The sequence below is a fragment of the Paenilisteria riparia FSL S10-1204 genome (assembly GCF_000525995.1).
In the GTDB taxonomy this organism is placed as follows: domain Bacteria; phylum Bacillota; class Bacilli; order Lactobacillales; family Listeriaceae; genus Listeria_A; species Listeria_A riparia.
In genome coordinates, this window is the sequence record NZ_AODL01000010.1 from 22,647 (window position 1) to 44,841 (window position 22,195).

15 protein-coding genes and 2 pseudogenes are annotated in these 22,195 nt (G+C 42.0%); 14 read left to right on the top strand and 3 right to left on the bottom strand.

What is annotated here, in order from left to right; all coding sequences use genetic code 11:
* Positions 1-8: 8 nt before the first annotated feature.
* Positions 9-416: a DUF1398 domain-containing protein gene (locus PRIP_RS08290; protein ID WP_036100777.1), complete on the top strand. Its 408-nt coding sequence runs from the start codon at positions 9-11 to the stop codon at positions 414-416.
* Between the two features lie 420 nt (positions 417-836).
* Here PRIP_RS08290 and PRIP_RS08295 read toward each other — a convergent pair whose 3' ends face one another.
* Positions 837-1,709, bottom strand: coding sequence for a helix-turn-helix domain-containing protein (locus PRIP_RS08295; protein ID WP_036100778.1), 873 nt, complete (start codon positions 1,707-1,709; stop codon positions 837-839).
* Positions 1,710-1,848: 139 nt separating this feature from the next.
* On the opposite strand from PRIP_RS08295, the gene PRIP_RS08300 reads away from it, so the two are divergent.
* Both PRIP_RS08300 and PRIP_RS08305 read left to right on the top strand, forming a co-directional pair.
* Positions 1,849-2,310: a MarR family winged helix-turn-helix transcriptional regulator gene (locus tag PRIP_RS08300; protein ID WP_036100779.1), complete on the top strand. Its 462-nt coding sequence runs from the start codon at positions 1,849-1,851 to the stop codon at positions 2,308-2,310.
* Positions 2,294-3,646: an MATE family efflux transporter gene (locus PRIP_RS08305; protein ID WP_036100780.1), complete on the top strand. Its 1,353-nt coding sequence runs from the start codon at positions 2,294-2,296 to the stop codon at positions 3,644-3,646. Before PRIP_RS08300 ends, PRIP_RS08305 begins: the two co-directional genes overlap by 17 nt.
* A gap of 80 nt (positions 3,647-3,726) precedes the next feature.
* Here PRIP_RS08305 and PRIP_RS08310 read toward each other — a convergent pair whose 3' ends face one another.
* Positions 3,727-4,410: a LytTR family transcriptional regulator DNA-binding domain-containing protein gene (locus tag PRIP_RS08310; RefSeq protein WP_036100781.1), complete on the bottom strand. Its 684-nt coding sequence runs from the start codon at positions 4,408-4,410 to the stop codon at positions 3,727-3,729.
* A 158-nt stretch (positions 4,411-4,568) separates the two neighbouring features.
* Positions 4,569-5,273: a Crp/Fnr family transcriptional regulator gene (locus PRIP_RS08315; RefSeq protein ID WP_036100782.1), complete on the bottom strand. Its 705-nt coding sequence runs from the start codon at positions 5,271-5,273 to the stop codon at positions 4,569-4,571.
* A gap of 504 nt (positions 5,274-5,777) precedes the next feature.
* On the opposite strand from PRIP_RS08315, the pseudogene PRIP_RS08320 reads away from it, so the two are divergent.
* From PRIP_RS08320 to PRIP_RS08370, 11 genes and pseudogenes are all read left to right on the top strand, one after another.
* Positions 5,778-6,287: pseudogene (locus PRIP_RS08320) on the top strand (Crp/Fnr family transcriptional regulator); the annotation flags it as partial.
* A gap of 136 nt (positions 6,288-6,423) precedes the next feature.
* Positions 6,424-7,122, top strand: a complete 699-nt coding sequence (locus PRIP_RS08325) for a Crp/Fnr family transcriptional regulator (protein WP_036100784.1) — start codon at positions 6,424-6,426, stop codon at positions 7,120-7,122.
* A gap of 160 nt (positions 7,123-7,282) precedes the next feature.
* Positions 7,283-11,482 carry an immunoglobulin-like domain-containing protein gene (locus PRIP_RS08330; RefSeq protein WP_036100785.1) on the top strand — a complete coding sequence of 1,400 codons (4,200 nt, stop codon included), beginning with the start codon at positions 7,283-7,285 and terminating at the stop codon, positions 11,480-11,482.
* A 194-nt stretch (positions 11,483-11,676) separates the two neighbouring features.
* A complete protein-coding gene (locus PRIP_RS08335) occupies positions 11,677-16,275 on the top strand; it encodes an immunoglobulin-like domain-containing protein (protein ID WP_036100786.1) in 4,599 nt (1,532 codons plus the stop codon).
* A 281-nt stretch (positions 16,276-16,556) separates the two neighbouring features.
* Positions 16,557-17,015 carry a DUF4352 domain-containing protein gene (locus PRIP_RS08340; RefSeq protein ID WP_052008816.1) on the top strand — a complete coding sequence of 153 codons (459 nt, stop codon included), beginning with the start codon at positions 16,557-16,559 and terminating at the stop codon, positions 17,013-17,015.
* Positions 17,016-17,039: 24 nt separating this feature from the next.
* Positions 17,040-18,302, top strand: a complete 1,263-nt coding sequence (locus PRIP_RS08345) for a nucleotide sugar dehydrogenase (protein WP_036100787.1) — start codon at positions 17,040-17,042, stop codon at positions 18,300-18,302.
* An 18-nt stretch (positions 18,303-18,320) separates the two neighbouring features.
* The gene (locus tag PRIP_RS08350) at positions 18,321-18,965 is read left to right on the top strand and encodes a sugar transferase (protein WP_052008817.1); all 645 of its coding nucleotides are present in this window, start codon (positions 18,321-18,323) and stop codon (positions 18,963-18,965) included.
* Between the two features lie 5 nt (positions 18,966-18,970).
* The gene (locus tag PRIP_RS08355; protein WP_036100788.1) at positions 18,971-19,681 is read left to right on the top strand and encodes a WecB/TagA/CpsF family glycosyltransferase; all 711 of its coding nucleotides are present in this window, start codon (positions 18,971-18,973) and stop codon (positions 19,679-19,681) included.
* A gap of 29 nt (positions 19,682-19,710) precedes the next feature.
* Complete coding sequence (locus tag PRIP_RS08360) at positions 19,711-20,754, top strand: glycosyltransferase family 4 protein (protein WP_036100789.1); 1,044 nt, start codon at positions 19,711-19,713, stop codon at positions 20,752-20,754.
* 68 nt (positions 20,755-20,822) lie between these two features.
* Positions 20,823-21,479, top strand: a pseudogene (locus tag PRIP_RS08365) (YveK family protein); the annotation flags it as partial.
* A complete protein-coding gene (locus tag PRIP_RS08370) occupies positions 21,480-22,172 on the top strand; it encodes a CpsD/CapB family tyrosine-protein kinase (RefSeq protein WP_036100790.1) in 693 nt (230 codons plus the stop codon). It abuts the pseudogene before it with no gap.
* Positions 22,173-22,195 lie beyond the last annotated feature (23 nt).

Here is a 22,195-nt window from a genome sequence, read left to right on the forward strand (position 1 = left end):
GGAAAACAATGCTTACAAAAGAAACGATTATGAAAATCGCGACAAGCGAAGCAAACGCAGGAGATTTTCCAAAAGTCGTACAAGGGTTTAAATCTGCAGGTGTGACAAAGTATGAGTATATTGTGGCAACAGGGATGTACGTGTTTTATGACGCGGACGGCACGAAAGTAGAAGCGCCATTGAACGGCATCCCAAAAGAAGTCACCACAGAAACCTCCGTCGATGCGATAACCGATGCGATTAAACAAGCTCAAGCTGGCAAGGTTAATTTTGAAGAATTCTGTGCATTGGCCGGTCAAGCGGGTATCTCTTATTGGCATGCGGATTTAGTCGAGATGTTAGTGACCTATAAAGACAGCAATAATACGGCTCTTAAAGTGGAGCCAATTCCAAGCGGAAAGTCAGCCGAAATGTAGGTGTGAACAATTATTTCGCTGAATACACACGCTTTCATTCCATTTATGTATAGCAGGAAACACGTCTTACCCAAAAAAAAGGGACTCGTAGTTTCCTGCTTATTTTATATGAAAATTTAGTTCTGTCTCGGCTTTTTGTGAGGAAAGAAACATTAACAACATGTATAATTTTTTTCAAAAAGGGTATTAGGATAAAGTTGTTAGTATTTGTTTTGGAAAAGGGGCTAGAAAATGTATCTATTAATTATAGGAATTGCTATTTTAGCTATAGGATTGTTCATATTCGAACCAAAACGCCGCGATGAATAAAGTTAGAGCATGGCCTAGATAAAACGATGCTAGATGCTTCTGCTCGATAAAAAGCCGTTTTTTCGCCTTACTTGTAGTATTTGGGTAAGGCAGTCTACGGCTTTGTTTGGGTTATGCTTCGAATAAGAGACAGCTTAGATATGCCAGTAATAAACCATCTGTCTTGCGTAATGACAGGTTTGTTAGCTCTTGGAATTTGTCGATACGATATTGAATCGTATTGCGATGCATGAACATTGCCTTAGCGGTCATGCTGAGGTTGCCTTGTTGCGCCCAAAGTGCCTTGATGAGAGGCTCCCAAGTATCGTCTTTTTCAAAGATGAGCCCGATTTGACGTACTAGCAGACTGTCTGTTAAATGTGTCGCAATCATCGGCAGACAATTAGATTCCACTGTTTGCACGAGTTGGTTCGTATTTTGCCGGAATAAATGCTGTTCTTCGGCGAATAAATCTCGTAATAGCAGGTTCTTTGGATGAAACAAGCCCATAAAAAACTGCACCCGCATGTAAAAATCACTTTCTAACGTTGTTGAGATTGCGTCCAGTTCTTCCTCGCCAAGCAATGACCCCGCAACTCTTTCGATAATCACACCATAATCATCTGTAAGCATTAGCAGTTCGCTATCTTGAGCGAAGAAACTAGCCAATGCTTTTTGCCATTCTTGTAATGTTTTTTTGGAAGGGACGGCGGATTGAATTTGAAATTGGATGATGCGGTAATTCGCGTTTTCTTCTTTTAAATTCAGATTTTCCTGTGTGAATAATAAAGTATACCAATCGTGCAACTGCTCATTTTTGAAGGCGGGCGCGGGCGCTTGAAATAAGGTTTGCAGTAAATCTTGCTCCGCAGAAGTTAGCGCTTTCTTCGGAATTGCAAAATAATACGGGGATTCATAAAAAAATAAATGCGTGGTGTTTTGTCGTAATGGTTTTTCGGAATATGTAAGTTCAGGATAACGTTCTTTTAATTTTTGGATGCGCATAGTTTTGACCTCACTTTCTACTATTAATTATTGTGGCAAATCCGGTTTGGAAAGTCAAATTTGATTGCATCACTGATATTAGCTATAATGAGTAAAGTTGATATCGCAACTAATGTATTACATAGAAAGAGGGAGTAGTATGGCAAATCGGTACGAAATTATCGCAAAATCGATGTCGATTGTGAATCGGTGTGGAAATACATTCAAATTAAATCGGTTAAAAGAATATGGCTTGGGCGTTGGACAATTACGCTATATCACGACATTATATCATCATGGAGGTTTATCACAAGACACCATTGTGAAGCGATTTATGGTAGATAAGGCGAATGTTGCACGCCACATTCAACGGTTAGAAGACTTAGGCATGATTAGACGTGAAGTGGACCAAACTGATAAACGAAAACATCTGATTTATTTAACGAGCAAAGGCCAAGAAGTTCAGCCAATCATTGAAGAAACGATGAAAACTTGGTCGGGAATTTTGACAGACGGTTTGACAGAAGAAGAGCGTGAGCAACTCGTGCATTTATTAGTACGAATGGCTGAAAACGCACAGAATTTTCAAGAGGAGGTGAGCGGTAATGAAGGAACAGAGTAAGCGATTAGGAGAAGATAAAATTGGTTCGCTCATGTGGCGACTGTCCGTTCCTGCCTTTATCGGTATGTTTGTTATGGGGATGTATAACATTGTCGATACGATTTTCGTGGCGAGGGGCGTTGGTTCGTTAGGTGTTGCAGCACTTTCTATCGCGTTTCCTGTTCAGATGATTATGATGGCGATGGCGGCCATGTTTGGAATTGGCGGGGCTTCGATTATTTCGCGGGCCCTAGGTGCCGGAGACCAAGAACGGGCCAATAAAGTTTACCACCAAGTCATTTGGCTTGTGGTGATTTCCAGCCTGTTGCTTGCTCTTGTGACATTTGTTTACCTAGATCCGCTTATCACGATGTTTGGCGCGACACCAGAAATTCATCAATACGCAAAGGATTTCCTGCAAATTTTACTACTTGGCTCGGTTTTCCAAACATTCGGAATGGCGATGAACAACATTGTTCGCTCTGAAGGTAATGCCAAAATTGCGATGCTGACCATGATCATTTCCGCAGTTTTAAACATGATTTTGAATCCGATTTTCATTATGGGTCTGGATTGGGGCATTCGCGGATCTGCTTTTGCGACATTGATTGCTCAGGCGGTGGGCGCGACATGGCTACTTATTTACTTCCTATCTGGAAAAAGTTCGCTCACACTTCACGGCTTCCGCTTCCATATCGATTGGAAATTGTCGGGAAACATTGTGGCGATTGGATTCCCGTCATTTATTATGATGTCGGCGGGAAGTATCGTATCGATTGCCGTGAACTGGATGCTCAATATTCACGGCGGAACAATGGCAATTGCAGCTTACGGCGTTGCCAATCGAATTGCCTCCTTCATGATTATGCCAATAAACGGGGTCACCCAAGGAATGCAACCTATTGTTGGCTTTAACTACGGTTCCCGAGAATATAAGCGCGTGATTAAAGCGGTCAAACTATCCATTATTGCGGCAACAGCAATGTCGATTGTAGCTTTTGTCATAGTAGAGCTGTTCCCAGATTTATTGGTTAGCGTCTTTACCGAAGACAAAGCCTTGCTAAAAGATGGTGCACATGCCGTACAGGTCGTATTACTAGCCGCGCCAACAATTGGCTTCCAAATAGTATGTGGTGGCTTGTATCAAGCATTAGGCCGGGCTCGGATTTCCTTCGTTATTTCCTTGATGCGCCAGATTATTTGCCTAGTCCCATTACTCCTGATTTTGCCGAATTTCTGGGGGTTGGACGGCGTTTGGTATGCCTTCCCACTCGCAGATGTAGGAGCGTTCACCGTTTGCTTAATCATTATGTTGCGAACATGGCGCAGTTTATTTAAAAACCCAGAGATGGTCTAGTTTTACCCGATAGAAAAACTACATTTTAAATGAAAAAAATTTCGTGCCCCCAACAACCTCAGCGTTATTGCGGGGCTTTTTTAGTGCGAATAGTGTGCTTGGAAATCCCTGTAAACCGCACTAATAACGCGGCGACCAGCGTGAATCTCAGCATCGCCTCTAAACGTAATAATCCCATTTTTCCGGTCGATACGAATGACATTATGTAGATTAATTAAATAAGAATTGACTCCCGAAAACTCGGTGTGACCTACCAATCTAGCTTTAATATTTTTCAAAAAATCCGCGATAATATACGTGCCACTACAAGTATGTAACTTAACCTTCTTCGTCCGTGGAATTGTCTCGAAATACAGAATATCTTCATACAAAACCCGATTTTCGTTATCAAAAACAAAAAAATTCGTATTTTGGCGCACCATTTCCCTGGAATAAACAGACTGCAACGCAAAAGCAATAGCATCCGAAATCTCCTCCTGCTTCACAATATATGCAGTCGGCGCAATATACTGCGCTACAATATCGTGCAGCACATGAACACAATCCGTGAAAAAAATAAGATACCCATGCACATCCAATTCCCTAATCTGCCACGCAAGATCAGACGAATCCGCAGGTAGAAAATAAATATTAGGCAATTCTCCAATATCTTGCAAAATCGCCGCCGAATCAGTGACCACATGAATATCAAATGGATAATGATTTGCATCAATAACTTCCTTCATTATTTGGACGAACTGCTCTTCCATAATAAAAATCCGCATAAAAACGCCCCCTTCTATAAAGTATAGCAAAAGAAGCGGGCTTAGCTGGGGAAATTCAACAAAGATTCGTTAACACATGATAAGCGAACGCTTTCTTTCAATGTACTCAAAAAAATAAGGCGCAAATCGCTATCCAAAAGCAATCCACACCTCATCTTCTATACAAGCGGTCGTAAATCATCCCCTACGTCCACTAAGTTCCTCAAATAATTCACATCCGTAATTACCCACGGCTTTTTCGACGACTGCAATATCCCCTTATTCCGCAACTCCGCAAGAACACGCGATGTATAGCTTTTCGATGTCTCTGAAAACTGAGCAAGCAAATCATACGTCAGAAACAACGGCAACTCCGCTTGATTATCCTTGACCTGAATACCCGACTCCGTACAACGCAACAAGGAGAAATACACACGTTCCTCCGAAGTCAAATGATACTTTTTAACAATTAAATAGAGATAATAACGCGTCTGTAAAGCAAAGTTTAACATAATGTGGTTACGCGGATCCTCCGTAAAAAGCATTTTTCGCAAAAAATCTACATCAATTTTCCACCACACAACATCTGTCAATGCAGTCAATGTTCCAACCATCGGTACTTGGTTTCCTGAAATAGGGAGATTAGCAAACGAACCTGGGAACGTAATAAAGAAATAGCCACCACCAACTTTTCCAGCATACGTATAACTTAAATAACCGCTTTCCAGCAAGTACACATGCTTCATATCATCTGTAATTTCCTGCGTTGTACCTTTTGGAACTCTATGCTGCGTGCAAAACTGATTAAAATGCGCATCCTTCTTTAACAATTTCAAAGTATTAGAGAAAGAGGCCAAAGACGCAAGTTCGCCTTCGCGATACATAAGCCATCCAACCTTTCGTCACAATTAATTTTACCTAAGCTTACTATACCCTAAAATTCCTCCACTCTACCCTCAAAATCGATTCTTAGTAGACTATTTTATAAAAATAAGAGGCTTGATAGAAAATAAAAGTTAAATCCAATACATTTTAAAAGTTCATAAATTGTTCAAATACTATCGATTTCGCTCGATTTCGGCATCTTTAAAAAGCGATAAATTAGCAAAACATAGGCATAGGATGCTATTCCACGTTTTTGTTCTCCTAGTGACATATTTATAAAAAAACAACCAATCACAGAACGGAGTATACTGTTGTTATTCGAAAGAGAGACAGTAACAAGGAGGAGAAAATAATGATTTTAAATCCATCCGAACTAGAAACACACTGCATTAATCGTCAGTTGAAAGCATACCTATTAGAAGACACAACCTATTCGCTACCTTACGAAAAATTATATATGGACGCAAACAAAACCATAATAGAAGAAACAAAAAAAAAACGACGCCATCTACATCATCGCATCCGGCGTAGTCATCGAAACAAAAAACCAAACCGTCCTTCACTTTCTAGGCAAAGAAGAATGCTTAGGACTAGACACCATGTTTCACGGAAGCACCGCCACATCAAGCCTTATCACATTAACCAAAACAGTCCTTTACAAAATTCCAGCAAGCGAAGTCACTCGGAAGTTAGCCGAAAGACCAGCCGGCATCCAAACCTTAAATAAAGTATTAACCCACCACACCCTACTCCTAAAAACACGAATCGCAGCACAAACAAGCAACTACGACAAAGTACTCCAAGCATTATTACACCTCGGCTACCTATACGGCGAAGAAAAAAACAACGCCATCTACATGACCATGTACTTCTCCAAAAAAATGCTTGCCAACTACTTACAACTAAGTTATGCCACCGTCGCTTCTGTCTGCAAACGCCTCTCAGCCCAAGGAATACTACACGACGAACCCCACGGCATGATTATTTATCCGAAAAACGACACTAATTTATAACACGTTCACATATTGTTCGGAAAAGACATTCATCAAGTTAGCATATTTGTGAAACAGATTTTTTAAAAGGTGCTAAGATAAATATATCGAAAGAGTATTCACTGTTTTGAAAAGCACAAAGAAAGGAGTTAGAGCCATGTCATACATGCAGTTATTCGATAAAGAAGTGATGGAAGAGACATTTAATACGAATCAACTCATCCACTTATTACTCGACAAAAAAACATACCCCATTCCAAGCACAAAGCTTCTATTAAACAAACGGGACATCTTATTCCACGAAAATCAAATTCACGATTATATATACATCGTCAAAAGCGGCCTTTTCAGCAATTGGAAAAAAGAACACGTCATCAGCTTCACCAAACAAAACGAATTCATCGGCATCAACAGCATCCTAGGAAACGAAACATCATTCTTCACCGTCCAAGCCCTTGCTAAATCAGAAGTATGGCGATTCGCCAAAGAAGACGTGATGCGCAAACTAATGTCTACCCAAGAAGGCGTCTTCTACCTATACAATGAGATGAAAACAAATAACGAATATTTAATCCAACGAAATGTCTACCAAATGGTCGAAACAAAAGAACGCATCATGGCCAACATGATCCAACTAGCTAAACGATATGGCAAAGAAGATACACAGCACTTAATATTACCGAAAATTCTAACTAAAAAAATAATTGCTAATTATTTAAATATAACAATGACAACGATGTACTACATTTGCAAACAACTGATAGAAGAAGGATTTTTAGAACCGATATCACATCAATTAGTAATGAATAAAGCAGCCATACAAGAAAACGAGATGTTAGCAAGCTTGCTAAAGTAACCGAATAAAAAGCAGAAAGGAGTCGATGTTCATGAATTCAAGCTAAACGCAAACGGAATGAAACCATAGCTGAGAGGAGTTAGGTCAAATCAAACAATTCCAGCGTCGATTAATTCATGAGTAAAAAAACTAAAATTATAATAAGAGGAGACAACAAATAATGAGTAAAAATCAAACAATGAAAAAAGTAGCCATGGCAGTAGTCGCGGCGAATGTAGTAGCAAGTTCACTAATCACAACAATGCCAGTGAAGAGCATGGCGGCGGAGAATGAAGGTAGTACGGCAGTTGGGAATCAAGCAGAACAGAAGTTGCAAGGTGGATTGAAGTCTGCAGGATTAGGGGCTACGATTCAAAATAGGAACTTGTTCGATGATTCAACATTCTCTAATTTTAACAATATAGGTGGGCAAAATTGGAATTACTATTATTCACAAGGTTATGATTATGATGGGAATAAAGTTATTTCAAATGCCGATATTAAGCCACTGATTGTATCGGGGGATTCCTATAATGTGCAAGACAGATCAAATAGAAATGGTAAGTATTATGTGAAGTCATTTATGTCAGGTGGGGAAAGTATTTTACAAACCAGTATAACAACAATGTCTAGTGTTGCTCCGCAACCAATAGGAATGTTTGGTCAAACCATGAAGAATTTAATTCCTGGGAGAACTTACACAATCACTGCAGATTATAGAGTTTCTGCAAGCAATGTATCTGGGACAAACCCGAATCGTATGGTAGTCAGTTTAGGTTCAAATGGTTTAGCATTCAATGAGACAACAAATGTGTCTTCAACATATAGAGGTATAGGTGCAGTGAATATATCAGATATGAGAATTGCTAATACTGATAATGAATGGAAAAATTTAAATTATTCTTTTGTAGCTACATCTACAACGCAAACCATAACATTTGGTCAATATCCTTACAGTTCTGTACCAGGAAGTATCATGACTTCACAGTATAAAAATATTAAAGTAGAGGATAATGATAAAACAGCCCCAGTAGCTCCAGCGGTTAATGAGGTATTCACGAATTCCACAAGTGTTTCAGGTACAACAGAAGCAAACGCAAACGTAACTGTAAAGGCTAATGGTACAGAAATCGGCACAGCGCAAGCAAATAGTAGTGGAGCTTATACCGTTACCATTCCAGAACAAGCCTACAACACACCACTTCAAGTGACAGCACAAGACATCGCAGGAAATATCAGTGATGCAAAAAACGTCAACGTCAAACAAGCGCCAATCGCTACACCAGCCATCAATCCGTTAACATCTAAAAGCACAACAGCATCAGGAACAGGTGAAGCAGGTTCTACACTAACATTCAAAGCAAACGGCATCGAATATCCAACAACAGTCACTTCAGACGGTACATGGAGCGTAACGATTCCAAAACAAGCAGCAAATGCAGTAGTAGAAGCAACATCCGTATTAAACGGTGTATCCAGTGCGAAAGCCGCAGCAACTGTATCTTATGAAGGTCCAAACACACCAGAACTAAACAATGTTACCAACACATCCACACGAGTAACAGGAACTGGTGACCCAGGAAATACCATCACCATCAAAGTAAAAACAGGCGATTCCAGCATTTCATATGGTGGTACCATCGATGACTTTGGCGAATTCTCCGTTAACATCGACACACCAGAAGCAGGCGCAATCGTAGAAGCTATCGCTAAAGACAGCTCTAACACCTTAAGCCAAAAAACAACTAAAACAGTCCTAGACGTCATCGCACCAGACGCACCAAGCGTCAATGCAGTCAAAGACACAGACACAGTCATTTCTGGAACAGGTGAAGCAAATTGTGACGTAGAAGTGAAACTACCATCAGGCGGTATCATCGAAGGTCGCACAGACAGCGAAGGTAATTTCCGTATCAACATGCCAAAACAAGCGATCGGTGCACACATCGAAGTTTCTCTAACAGACGAAGCTGGCAACAAAGGCGCAGCAACAACAGTAACCGTTCAAGCAGACGTATTAGCGAACCCAACGGTTAACCGCGTTTCCAACCAAGATACCAAAGTAACAGGAACAGGTGTCGCAGGCGCAACAGTGACAGTAAAAGCAAACAACATGACGTACACAGATACAGTCAAAGCAGACGGAACATACGAAGTAACCGTTCCTAAACTAGCAGCCGGCACAAACGTAGCTGTAGAACAAACAAAAGCAGGCAAAACAAGCGGTTCCGTAACAACGATTGTACAAGACGACCGTACACCAGCCGCACCAGTCGTAAACCCAGTGAAAGACTCCGACACAACAGTGACAGGAACAGGAACACCAGGTGATTCTATCCAAGTAACAACACCAGACGGTTCCCACTACGGCGCTATCGTAGCGGACAACGGCACATGGTCTGTAGCTATCCCAGTTCAAGAAGCAGGCGCGAAAATCGATGTCACAGCAACAGCATCAAACGGCAACACAAGTCCAAAAACAGACATCACCATTGCACAAACACCACAATCTGGCACACTTACAACAAAAGACTTCACAATTGGTAAAGACCAATACATCGTTGGTAACTTCACAGGCGACGTGAAAAACTTCCGTGTGACAATCGGTAGCAACGTCTACGTTGGCGGATCCATCGACAAAGTCAAAGGCACTTACACATTCTATGCCCTAGACAAAGCAACAAAAGAAGGCACATTCAAAATCGAAGCCCTAGACAAATACGGCAACGTGCTACAAACAAAAACAGCCAACATCATCAAAGCAAACAGCGACAACACACCAGGCGTTGGAACAGTATCAGCGAACCCATTTGTCATCGGTCAAGATAAAAACATCACAGGAACAGTCACAGGCGCAGTAGCCTCAGTGGAACTCGTATACAACGGTGTGACATACAAAGGCGGATCTGTAGCTAACGGTCAATTCAACTTCTACGCCCTAGACAAAATCACAGACAAAACAAAAGCCGCAGTCATCAACGCATACGATGCAAAAGGCAACAAAATTGCTACAAGTAACGTAGCCCTATCTAACAAAGGCGACAACGACAATACACCAGGCACAGGTACCGTATCAGCCAACGGATTCGTCATTCACCAAGACAAGAACGTCACAGGCACATTCACAGGCGACGTGAAATCCATCAAACTCGTATACAACGGTGTGACTTACAGCGGCGGTAGCGTAGCTAACGGCAACTTCAGCTTCTACGCCCTAGACAAAATCACAGACAAATCCAAAGCAGCACGCATCGACGGCTACGACGCGAAAGGCAACAAAATCGCCACAAGCGCCATCGCCCTTTCTGATTCCCAAGACAGCACATCCGGTGTCGGCACAGGAACTGTAACAGCAAACGACTTCAACGTTGGCACAGACACAAACATCACAGGCACATTCACAGGCGATGTAGCATCAATCAAAGTACGCGTTGACGGCACAGTCTACAGCGGCGGAACACTAGCTAACGGTAACTTCACATTCTACGCAAAAGACAAAATCAACAACACGAACCAAGTCGTTTTCGTAGACGGTTATGACCGCAATGGCAACAAAATCGCGACATCTGCCGTAACCGTAGCCAAAGTGTTACCAGTAACAGCAGGAACAATCACACCAAACATGTTCACAGTAGCAACAGATAAATATTTAACAGCAAGCTATACAGGTGACGTGAAATCCGTAACAGTTACAATCAACGGCACGAAATATACAGGTGGTACCGTTTCTAACGGACAAGTAAACTTCTATATCGGTAACAAAATCACAGCAGCAGACACCGTAACAATCGAAGCACTTGACGCATACGGTCGCTCCCTACAAGTGAAAAACGTACCCGTACAACAAACAGCACCAGAAACAACAGGTACCGTCACACCAGATACATTCACAACACCAGGCGACAAATATTTAACAGGTAGCTACACAGGTATCGTGAAATCAGTCATCGTCACAATCAATGGTACAGAATACCAAGGCGGAACAGTAGAAGACGGTAAAATCAACTTCTGGATTGGCGACAAAATTTCGAAAACATCCGACGTTGTCACAATCAAAGGCCTAGACAAAGACGGCAACATCCTAGACACAAAAACAGTGAACATCGCAGCAGCGAAACCAGAAGTAGGCACAATCACACCAGCTAACTTCTCGTTCAAAACAAGCGCGATCAAAGGAACATACACTGGTAACGCCAAGTCTCTTCGCGTTACAGTCAATGGTGTAGCCCTACCAGTAGGCGGAACCGTAGCAAACGGTAACTTCAACTACTACGTTGGCCTACAAGACAAAGTATCATCGAAATCAGACACAGTTAAAATCGCTCTACTAGACAAAAACGGCTTAGTGATGGACGAACAAAACGTAACAATCGTCGACTAATCCACACAAATCAATACGGGAGCACATCACGTGCTCCCACGTATTGAAAGCAACATATTTCAAAAAAAAACTACTTTGCTCTTATTTTTGAAATACGGGCAAATTCAAATGTTCACAAATTATCAATGTCACGTCAACATTCATTAAATAGCTACGAGCTTAGAGTAAAAATTAAAAGAGGGAGGCATTTAATTATGCCAAAGAAAAAAAATATCATCCAAAAGAGTGGACCGATTGCTTTAGCAACTATATTAGTTGGGAGTTCGCTACTAAGTACACTACCAGTTAACGTATTCGCCAGTGAAGCCGCACTTAAAAATGCCGCACTAACAGCTACACCAACGGATGCAACAGCAGTAGCAACATTTGCCGAATTAAAAGCAGCGTTAACAAATGCAAGTGTAACTAATATCCAATTAACAGCAGACATTCAAGTAACATCAAGCTTTAGCGTAACAACGCAAAAAAATCTATACGGTAATGGCCATACGCTTAATATGAATTCCTATAAAATCGGAATTTCAAAAGAAAATATAGTCAATCGCGTGGAAGATCTAACAATTACGAACCAAAATATCTATCCATTATTCTGGTCAGAATCAAAGGGTGTACAAGTCACTTATAAAGATGTGAGATCTAGTGGTAAACAATTCGTATATAATGCTAGCGGTACAACCATCTTAGAAGGAAACGTTACAGCAAGCGCCTCAGGAGAAGAAGTATATCAAGGAAAAATACTTAACATTAAAACCGGTGCAAAAGTTGATTTCACATGTACCACTTCATGCCCAGCCATTCGTCTATACGGTAGTTTGACACAAGAAGCGAACTCTGATTTGAAAGTAACAGCAAGAGATCATGCCATTTACGGTCATAATAGCGATACACAAATAGTAACAGCAGGAAACATGGACATAACTTCTACAAATGAACAAGCAATCTACACAGCCTGTTCAGGTGGAAATATGGTTGTTCAAACAGGCGCTAAATTTAAGGCTACTGCTGGCGATTTGACAGAAGAAGGTATCTCTATCAAAAGCGGGAACCTAACAGTCCAAACAGGTGCCGATTTTGTGGTGACTTCACCAGGTAAACAAGGAACAGTCCAAACAGGAGGTAAACTTGTATTTGAGAATGGCTCCAATTTTGCTATTACAAATACGAACCCTGTTGGCTCCGTTTTTGCCAACTATGCGGGAAGTTCAACGAATATCAATATTAATTCCGATAAAGGCTTATCAACATGGGATTCCGGTTTAATCAATACTACACTACCAACACACAATTACAATGATTTCACAACAGCAACATTTAATTTATCTGGTTGGGACAAAGGAAACCTCAGTCAAAAACAACTAACATCAAATAGTGCACAATTCCAATCCCAATTTGTAAGTAAAAAAACAGCAAAACTTTTCGGTGGTAGCTTTGCACAAACAAGCATCGCACAAACAACAATCGAAGAACTGACAACCGATTCAACAACAGCAAAAGGTTTGGCAGAGCCGAATGCAACAATCGTGATTAAAAACGAAGCAGGTGCAACATTAGGAACTGGCCGTGTCGGATCAGACGGTTACTACGAAGTGACAATTCCTAAACAAACAGCAGGCACAAAAGTAACAGCAACAGCTACTTCTAACGGTATTTCGTCTTCCGCAGAAACCACAGTAAAACAAGCTGTCATTGCGCAAACAACCATTGCCCCACTAACGACAGATTCAACAACAGCAACAGGTGTAGCAGAGCCAAACGCAACAATGGAAATTACAGCCAATGATGAAGTCATAGGCTCTGGAAAAGTAGCATCAGACGGCACTTACAGCATTACAATCTCACAGCAAGATGTTGGTACAAGAGTAACAGCAACAGCGCAAGTTGGAGAGGTGACATCGTCTGCAACAACAACGGTGACACAAGGCGAACTTGCACAAACAACGATTTCTGCATTAACAACAAAATCAACAGTAGCAGAAGGAACAGCACAACCAAACGCAACTATCGAAATCAAAAATAGCGCTGGTGATGTACTGGGCTCCGGTCGCGTCGGATCAGACGGCATATATAGTATTACCATTCCTAAACAAGCAGTAGGAACAATTGTAACAGCAACAGCTACATCAAACGGCAAAACATCTACTGCGCAAACAACCGTTATTCGAGGAGAAATTGACACAACAACGATTGATAAAGTAACCACAGAATCTACATCCGTTTCAGGAACAGCAGAGCCGAATGCCACATTGGTTATTACAGACCAAGACGGTAAACAATTAGCAACAGGTCGTGTCGGATCAGACGGTATATACAGCATGACGATTACCAAGCAAGCAGAAGGAAATGTTATTACAGCAACAGCAACTTTAGCAGGTTTCACATCCACAGCCTCTACTATTGTAGAACGTGATGGCATTAATCAAACAACAATTAACGCACTGACAACAGATTCCACATCCGTTTCAGGAACAGCAGAACCAAATGCAAACATTGTCATAACAGATCAAAGTGGCAAACAACTGGCAACAGGTCGCGTCGGATCAGATGGTATATACAGTTTGACAATTACTAAACAACTAGGCGGAACAGTTGTCACAGCAACAGCGACAAGCAATGGTAAAACATCATCTGCCAACACAACCGTACAAGATAATCGTACCCCTGTAGCACCGACTGTAAATCCAATCAAAGATACGGATACAAAAGTAACAGGACAAGGCGTAGCAGGCGATACTATCAAAGTAATGACGCCAGACGGCAAGACTTACTCAGGTACAGTAGCAACAGATGGCACATGGTCGATCAATATCCCAGCACAAGCAGCAGGAACAAAGATAGATGCCACAGCAACGACACCAAACAATAAAGTTAGCCCAGCAACAACAGTTACAGTTACACAAACAGCACAAACAGGCGCGATTGTAAAAGCTAATGATTTTACAGTAGGAACCGATAAAAATATCACAGGAACTTATTCCGGTGACGTGAAGAACTTCCGTGTAACGGTGGGCACTAATGTATATACAGGTGGAAGCGTAAATGCAACAGATCACTCATACAGCTTCTATGCATTCGATAAAATTACAACAGCAACGACAGCAACCACATACAAAATCGAAGCCCTAGACAAATACGGCAACGTCCTAGATACGAAAACAGCTAACATCATTCAAAAATCTTCCGACAATACACCAGGTGTTGGAACAGTATCAGCGAACCCATTTGTCATCGGTCAAGATAAAAACATCACAGGAACAGTTACAGGCGCAGTAGCCTCAGTGGAACTCGTATACAACGGTGTGACATACAAAGGCGGATCCGTAGCTAACGGTCAATTCAACTTCTACGCCCTAGACAAAATCACAGACAAAACAAAAGCCGCAGTCATCAACGCATACGACGCCAAAGGCAATAAAATCGCCACAAGCAACGTAGCCCTATCTAACAAAGGCGACAACGACAACACACCAGGCACAGGTACCGTATCAGCCAACGGATTCGTCATTCACCAAGACAAGAACGTGACAGGAACATTCACAGGCGACGTGAAATCCATCAAACTCGTATACAACGGTGTGACTTACAGCGGCGGTAGCGTAGCTAACGGCAACTTCAGCTTCTACGCCCTAGACAAAATCACAGACAAATCCAAAGCAGCACGCATCGACGGCTACGACGCCAAAGGCAACAAAATCGCAACAAGCGCCATCGCCCTTTCCGATGCCCAAGACAGCACATCAGGTGTCGGCACAGGAACTGTAACAGCAAACGACTTCAACGTTGGCACAGACACAAACATCACAGGCGCATTCACAGGCGATGTGGCATCGATTAAAGTACGCGTGGACGGCACAGTTTACAGCGGCGGAACACTAGCAAACGGTAACTTCACATTCTACGCAAAAGACAAAATCAACAACACGAACCAAGTCGTTTTCGTAGACGGTTATGATCGCAATGGCAACAAAATCGCGACATCTGCCGTAACCGTAGCGAAAGTTTTACCAGTAACAGCAGGAACAATTACACCAAACATGTATACAATCGCAACAGATAAAACACTAACGGCTAGCTACACAGGCGATGTCAAAACAGTATCTGTCACAATCAATGGCACAAAATATACAGGTGGTACCGTTTCTAACGGACAAGTAAGCTTCTACATCGGTAACAAGATCACATCTCCATCCGACGAAGTTATCATCGAAGCTTACGACGCATACGGCCGTTCGCTACAACGCAAAACAGTACCCGTACAACAAACAGCCCCAGAAACAACAGGAACTGTCACACCAGACACATTCACAACACCAGGCGACAAATATCTAACAGGTAGCTACACAGGTATCGTGAAATCTGTCATCGTCACAATCAACGGCACAGAATACCAAGGCGGTACAGTAGAAGACGGTAAAATCAACTTCTGGATCGGCGACAAAATTTCCAAAACATCAGACGTAGTAACCATCAAAGGCCTAGACAAAGACGGCAACATCTTAGACACAAAAACAGTGAACATCGCAGCAGCAAAACCAGAAGTAGGCACAATCACACCAGCGAACTTCTCCTTCAAAACAAGCGCGATCAAAGGAACATACACTGGTAATGCCAAGTCCCTTCGCGTAACAGTAAACGGCGTAGCCTTACCAATCGGTGGAACCGTAGCAAACGGTAACTTCAACTACTACGTTGGCCTACAAGACAAAGTATCATCGAAATCAGACACCGTTAAAATCGCTTTACTAGACAAAAACGGCTTAGTGATGGACGAACAAAACGTCACAATCGTCGACTAATAATACGGGAGCACATCACGTGCTCCCATGTATTTGAAGCAATATTTTCCCGAAAAAATACTACTCAGCCCCTATTTTTTTGAAATACGAGCAAAATCAAATATTCATCAAATGTTCACAAAGTGCCAATATCACGTCAAAATGCAATTTTTACAGCAAAAAATAGAAGCTTCAATATACGTATCATTAAAAATAGGCTATTTGTTCACCATTCCCATAAAATCACGGCAACCTAGCTGGGTGTATACTTAGCACATCAAATAAGAAAGAAGGATATCCCCTTGAAAAAGAAATTAGGACTTTTACTATCAGCAACAGCAATCACACTAGGCCTTGCAGCATGTGGAACAAATGACAACACCCAAGAAGTTAAAAACGAAGTCGGTAAAACAGTCGAAACAGCAGACCTTGACATCCAAGTCGAATCCGTAAAAAGCGGTTATGCAGAATCAGGCGATAAAAACAAACAAATGCTCATCGTAGACATGAACATTAAGAATATCTCTAAAGAAGAAAGCGGCGCAGGAGCAGCAGACTTCGAAGTAAAAGCAGATAACGGCAAAAGCTACGATGTATACGGCTTAGAAGAAAAGAACTTCGGAACAGCTATCAAACCAGGCAAAACAATCGAAGGCAAAGGCTACTACGAAATCCCTGCAGACGCTAAAACAGTCACATTCTACTACGAACCAGCAGGAAAGAAACAAGCACAATGGGAACTTAAAGTACCCGAAAAATAAAACGGTTAGGAAAGGTGAAGTAAAATGAAAATCACAACTATCGGATTAGGTTATATCGGTCTACCAACGTCGATATTATTCGCCACACACGGTCATCACGTACGAGGCGTTGACGCAAATCCCGCGGTCGTTGAAACACTCAATCAAGGATATATTCATATTGAAGAAGAAGGATTACAAGCCCTTTACAACGAAGCCCTACAAGCAGGAAATTTTGAAGCAGCACTAACACCGAGTGATTCAGACGCATTCATCATTGCCGTTCCTACACCAAACAACGAAGACGAATACAAATCGTGTGATCTATCGTATGTTATTTCCGCAGTAGAAAGCACGATTCCGTATTTAGAAAAGGGCAATCTACTCATCGTAGAATCCACCATCGCCCCTCGAACTACCGAAGATGTCGTACAGCCAATGTTAGAAGCAGCAGGTTTTACGGTAGGTGAAGATATTTTCTTAGCACACTGCCCAGAACGTGTCTTACCAGGGAACATCGCTTACGAACTTATTCACAATCCGCGCATCATCGGCGGAATCACACCAGCCTGCACAGCCGTTGCCAAAAAGATGTATCAAACCGTTGTTCAAGGCGAACTCATCGAATCTACAGCAAGTGAAGCCGAACTAAGCAAACTAATGGAAAACACGTATCGCGACGTCAATATCGCACTAGCTAACGAACTCGCAAAAATCGGTTTAGACCTTGAAATCAACGCCTTAAAAGTCATCGAGATGGCAAACCGTCATCCACGCGTTAACCTCCATTCTCCAGGGCCAGGCGTCGGCGGCCATTGCTTAGCGGTAGATCCTTATTTCGTCGCTGCGGCATCCCCAACTTTTTCACCTCTGATTCAAACCGCACGACAAATCAACAGTTCCATGCCACATTTCGTTGTCGAAAACGTCACGAAACTGATGGAAACAGCACCAAATCGCAAAATCACCATTTTTGGTCTCACATATAAAGGTAACATTGACGACACGCGTGAAAGCCCAGCACAAGAAATCTCATGGATGTTGCAACGCGCAGGCTTTGATGTGGTAGAATACGATCCCCATGTAGCGCACGCCACAATGCCAATCGAAGAAGCATGCCAAGACAGCTCACTGATTCTTGTATTAACCGATCATGCCGAATTCGAAACCATCCCAGAAAGCGCCACAGAAGTTATGAGCCAAGCCCGAATTTTAGATACAAAAACGATTGTTAAAAACCATCACGCGACATTACATCATTTAGGAAACTTATACGAAGCCGTGAATAAAATCCCGCAGAAAATGTAGAAAGGTGAAGACCCAGCCATGTATTACGAACAATCCAGCGACAAACCAATTCAATTAAAAGCCAAAGCAACGAACCGTTTTATCCGCATCTTTGACATTATCGCAGCCTTATTGGCCATCCTCATCTCAGCGCCCGTCACACTTATCATCGCTTGCCTGATTAAACTCGACGACCCGAAAGGCCCTATATTCTTCCGCCAAAAACGAATCGGTAAAAACCAGCAACCGTTCTATATGTATAAATTCCGCTCGATGCACGTCGACGCCGAAGCGAAACTAGAAGCCCTGCTCGCTGAAAACGAAATGGAAGGGCATATGTTCAAAATGAAAAACGATCCAAGAATCACCAAAATCGGTCGGTTTATCCGCAAAACCAGCTTAGATGAGTTCCCTCAATTTCTTAATATTCTGAAAGGCGAGATGAGTTTTGTTGGGCCACGCCCACCATTAGAACGAGAAGTTGCCCAATATAGTGATTACGATTTACAACGATTGACCGTGACGCCAGGTTGTACAGGACTTTGGCAAGTGAGCGGACGCAACACATTAACATTTGAAGAAATGGTTGAACTAGATTTGAAATATATTCGCGAACAAAGCATGTGGCTGAACATCAAGATTTTATGTGCCACTTTTAAAGAGTTCGCTGGAAAAGGAATGTAAGGATTATGAGAATTGAATTATTAGGAAGTAAGCTCGATTGCTTAACGATGCAAGAAACGGTGACGCGTATCGATGAAATTATCCAAGCACGAACGCCCGTACAGCACGTGGTAATAAACGCAAACAAGATTAATTTAATGAAACGAGACGACACTTTACGTGACATTGTGAATGGTTCGCCGCTAATCAATGCAGATGGAGCTTCTATTTTATTAGCTGCCAAAATGCTTGGTAAACAAGTGCCAGAACGCGTTACAGGTATTGACTTAATGGATGAATTGCTTCAACTAGCCGATGAAAAGGCTTATCGCGTCTTCTTTTTCGGAGCGACAGAAGAGGTTGCCCGCCAAGTTGTAATGACAACTAGTAAAAAGTATCCGAACATCCAAATCGTGGGTCATGAAAACGGCTATTTTGACGCTAGTATTTCAGCTAGCATTGCCGAGGAAATTCGCGCTAGCCAAGCAGATATTGTGTTTGTCGCTTTTTCTAGCCCGATGAAAGAATATTGGATTCATGAGCAACTAGAACGTATGAATGTCCCGTTTGTTATGGGAGTAGGCGGTAGTTTTGACGTCATTGCCGGTAAAACGAAACGCGCACCAGCGTGGATACAACGTCTTGGCTGTGAATGGTTTTATCGCTTCATTCAAGAACCAATCCGAATGTTTGATCGTTACATCGTCGGTAATCTCGTCTTTCTAGGCATATTTTAAAAGCTAAATAAGAAAGCAGGAAATTTCGCATGAATATTTTAATGATTGGTCCAAGTAGCGCATCAAAAGGCGGTATCGCAACGGTCATTGGCAATTTCGAGACGCATTTTGATTCCTCCGAACACAACGTAACTTACCTCGCAACATGGCAAGAAGGTACATTCTATAAGCGGCTCCAAACCACCGTACGCTCTTTTTTCCAACTTCGAAAAATTATTCGCCAAAATAAGATCGATATCGTGCATATTCATATGGCGCAACAAGGCAGTTTTTATCGAAAATCATTGTTGCTTTTGCTTTCTAAATCATCTTGTCGCGTCGTACTCCATATGCATGCCTCTCAATTTGACACCTTTTATCATCGTAGCCACCCCTTGGCTCAGAAATATATACGTTGGACATTGCGTCAACCAGATCAAGTGGTTGTTCTAAGCGAAGAATGGGCCGCATTTTATGAAAAAATAACAGATGTGCCAGTAACCGTTATTGAAAATGCGGTAGACATGCCAGCAGAAAGTAGTTACAATGCCACCTCGCAACATATTATTGCTTTTGGACGAATCGGCGAGCGCAAAGGAAGTTATGATATCCTGAAAATAGCAGAAGAAGTAGGTACCGTTTTTCCGAATGTGCAGTTCGATTTATACGGTGACGGTGAGGTGGACAAAGTAGCCGATGAAATCAAGCAACGCAACTTAACGAATGTGCAACTTGGCGGTTGGATTGATGCCGAAGCGAAAGAGAAGATTTTGCAAGACGCCGTACTTCACATTTTGCCATCGTATCACGAAGGTCTGCCAATGGCGATTTTAGAAACGATGTCCCACGGAATCCCAAATATTAGCACGTATGTTGGTGGTATTCCTCAAGCCATCGAACCAAATCAAAACGGCATGCTCATCGAGGCAGGAAATACCGAACAGCTTGCTACTGCCATCACGACGATGCTTAGTGACCAAGCGATGCGCACCCAATTTTCCAAGGCGGCAAGAAGCACGATAGAAAACCGTTTTGCCATGGCTCCGTATCTTAAAAAATGGGAACAACTCTATTCGAAACTAAACCATAAGTGAGGAGAAACAGATGGAAAACCTATTTAGTATGAAAGACATCATCACCATTTTGAAAAAAAAGTTGGCTTTGGATTGCCAGCTTTGCGATTGGTGGTTTAGTGACAGCAAGTCTTGTTGTGTATCTTTGGATGACGCCAATGTTTGCCATGAACGCACAAGTGATTGTTTCACAAATGGAGACAAGTCAAAATGCCGTTTCACAAAACGCCGAAGTTCAGGCAAATTTACAACTCGTCAACACATACCGCGTTCTCATCACAAGCCCGCGTGTCTTAGATCAAGTTTCCAAGGAGATGGATGGCGCCTACACGAGCGCAGAACTAGCAGAGAAAATAACGGTTAGCACGGAACAAGATTCACAAGTTATCAACATCACAGCAGAAGACAAAAATGCAGATACTGCTGCCGAAATTTCCAATCAAGCCGCACTAGCTTTTCAAAAAATCACACCCAAAGTCATGAAAGTAGACAATATCAATATTTTATCTGTCGCACAACCGACAAAAGCAACGACCCCCGTGTCACCAAAACCCGGACTCATCGGGCTTGTTGGTCTATTCGGTGGCATGCTTCTAGGTATCATCATCGCCTTCATGCGCAACCTACTTAGCAATAAATTTAAAGAAGAAAAAGATATTGAAACATTAGGCGTACCAATGCTCGGAGCTATCGGTAAACTGCCGGAATATCAATCCAAAGACGCAAGGAAAGGAAGAAAAAAATAAATGAGAAGCAAAAAATTTCGCGACAAAACATCCGGTAAACGCAAACTAGTAGCTAAAAACGAACCCCAGTCAGCCTACGCCGAATCATTTCGTTATATCCGCGCCAACATTGATTTTTCAGGGATTGATAACGAATATAAATCCATCATGATTACATCCCCAGACCCTGACTCCGGAAAGTCCTTAATTTCTGCCAACCTTGCGATTACTTACGCTGCATTAGATATGAAAACCATCCTCATCGATCTTGACTTGCGAAAACCAACCGTGCACAAAATTTTCCCAGAGTGCCATTCCTCTTACGGAATTACTGGTTTCTTAAAAGATATGTTGCCATTAGAAGAAGCGATTATAAAAACGGAAGTTCCTCACCTCGATGTTCTCCCAGTTGGCATGACACCCGCCGATCCCGCTTCCATTCTTAACTCCGAAAAGGTACAACAACTCTACAAAAAGCTCTACGAAAATTACGATCGCATTATCATTGATACACCCCCAGTCATGTCTGTCGCTGATGCCCAAATCATCGCTTCCTGGGTAGATGGCTCCATTTTAGTCATCCGTAACAACTACACCAAACAAGAAAACGCCAAAAAAGCTTTGAAAAAACTAGACGCAGCAGGTGCAAAAGTCATTGGGACAATCTTTAACAACACGAAAATGAAGATGCGGGACTATTACTATGCAGAATAAAAATACAGAGCAAAAGAAGGCAT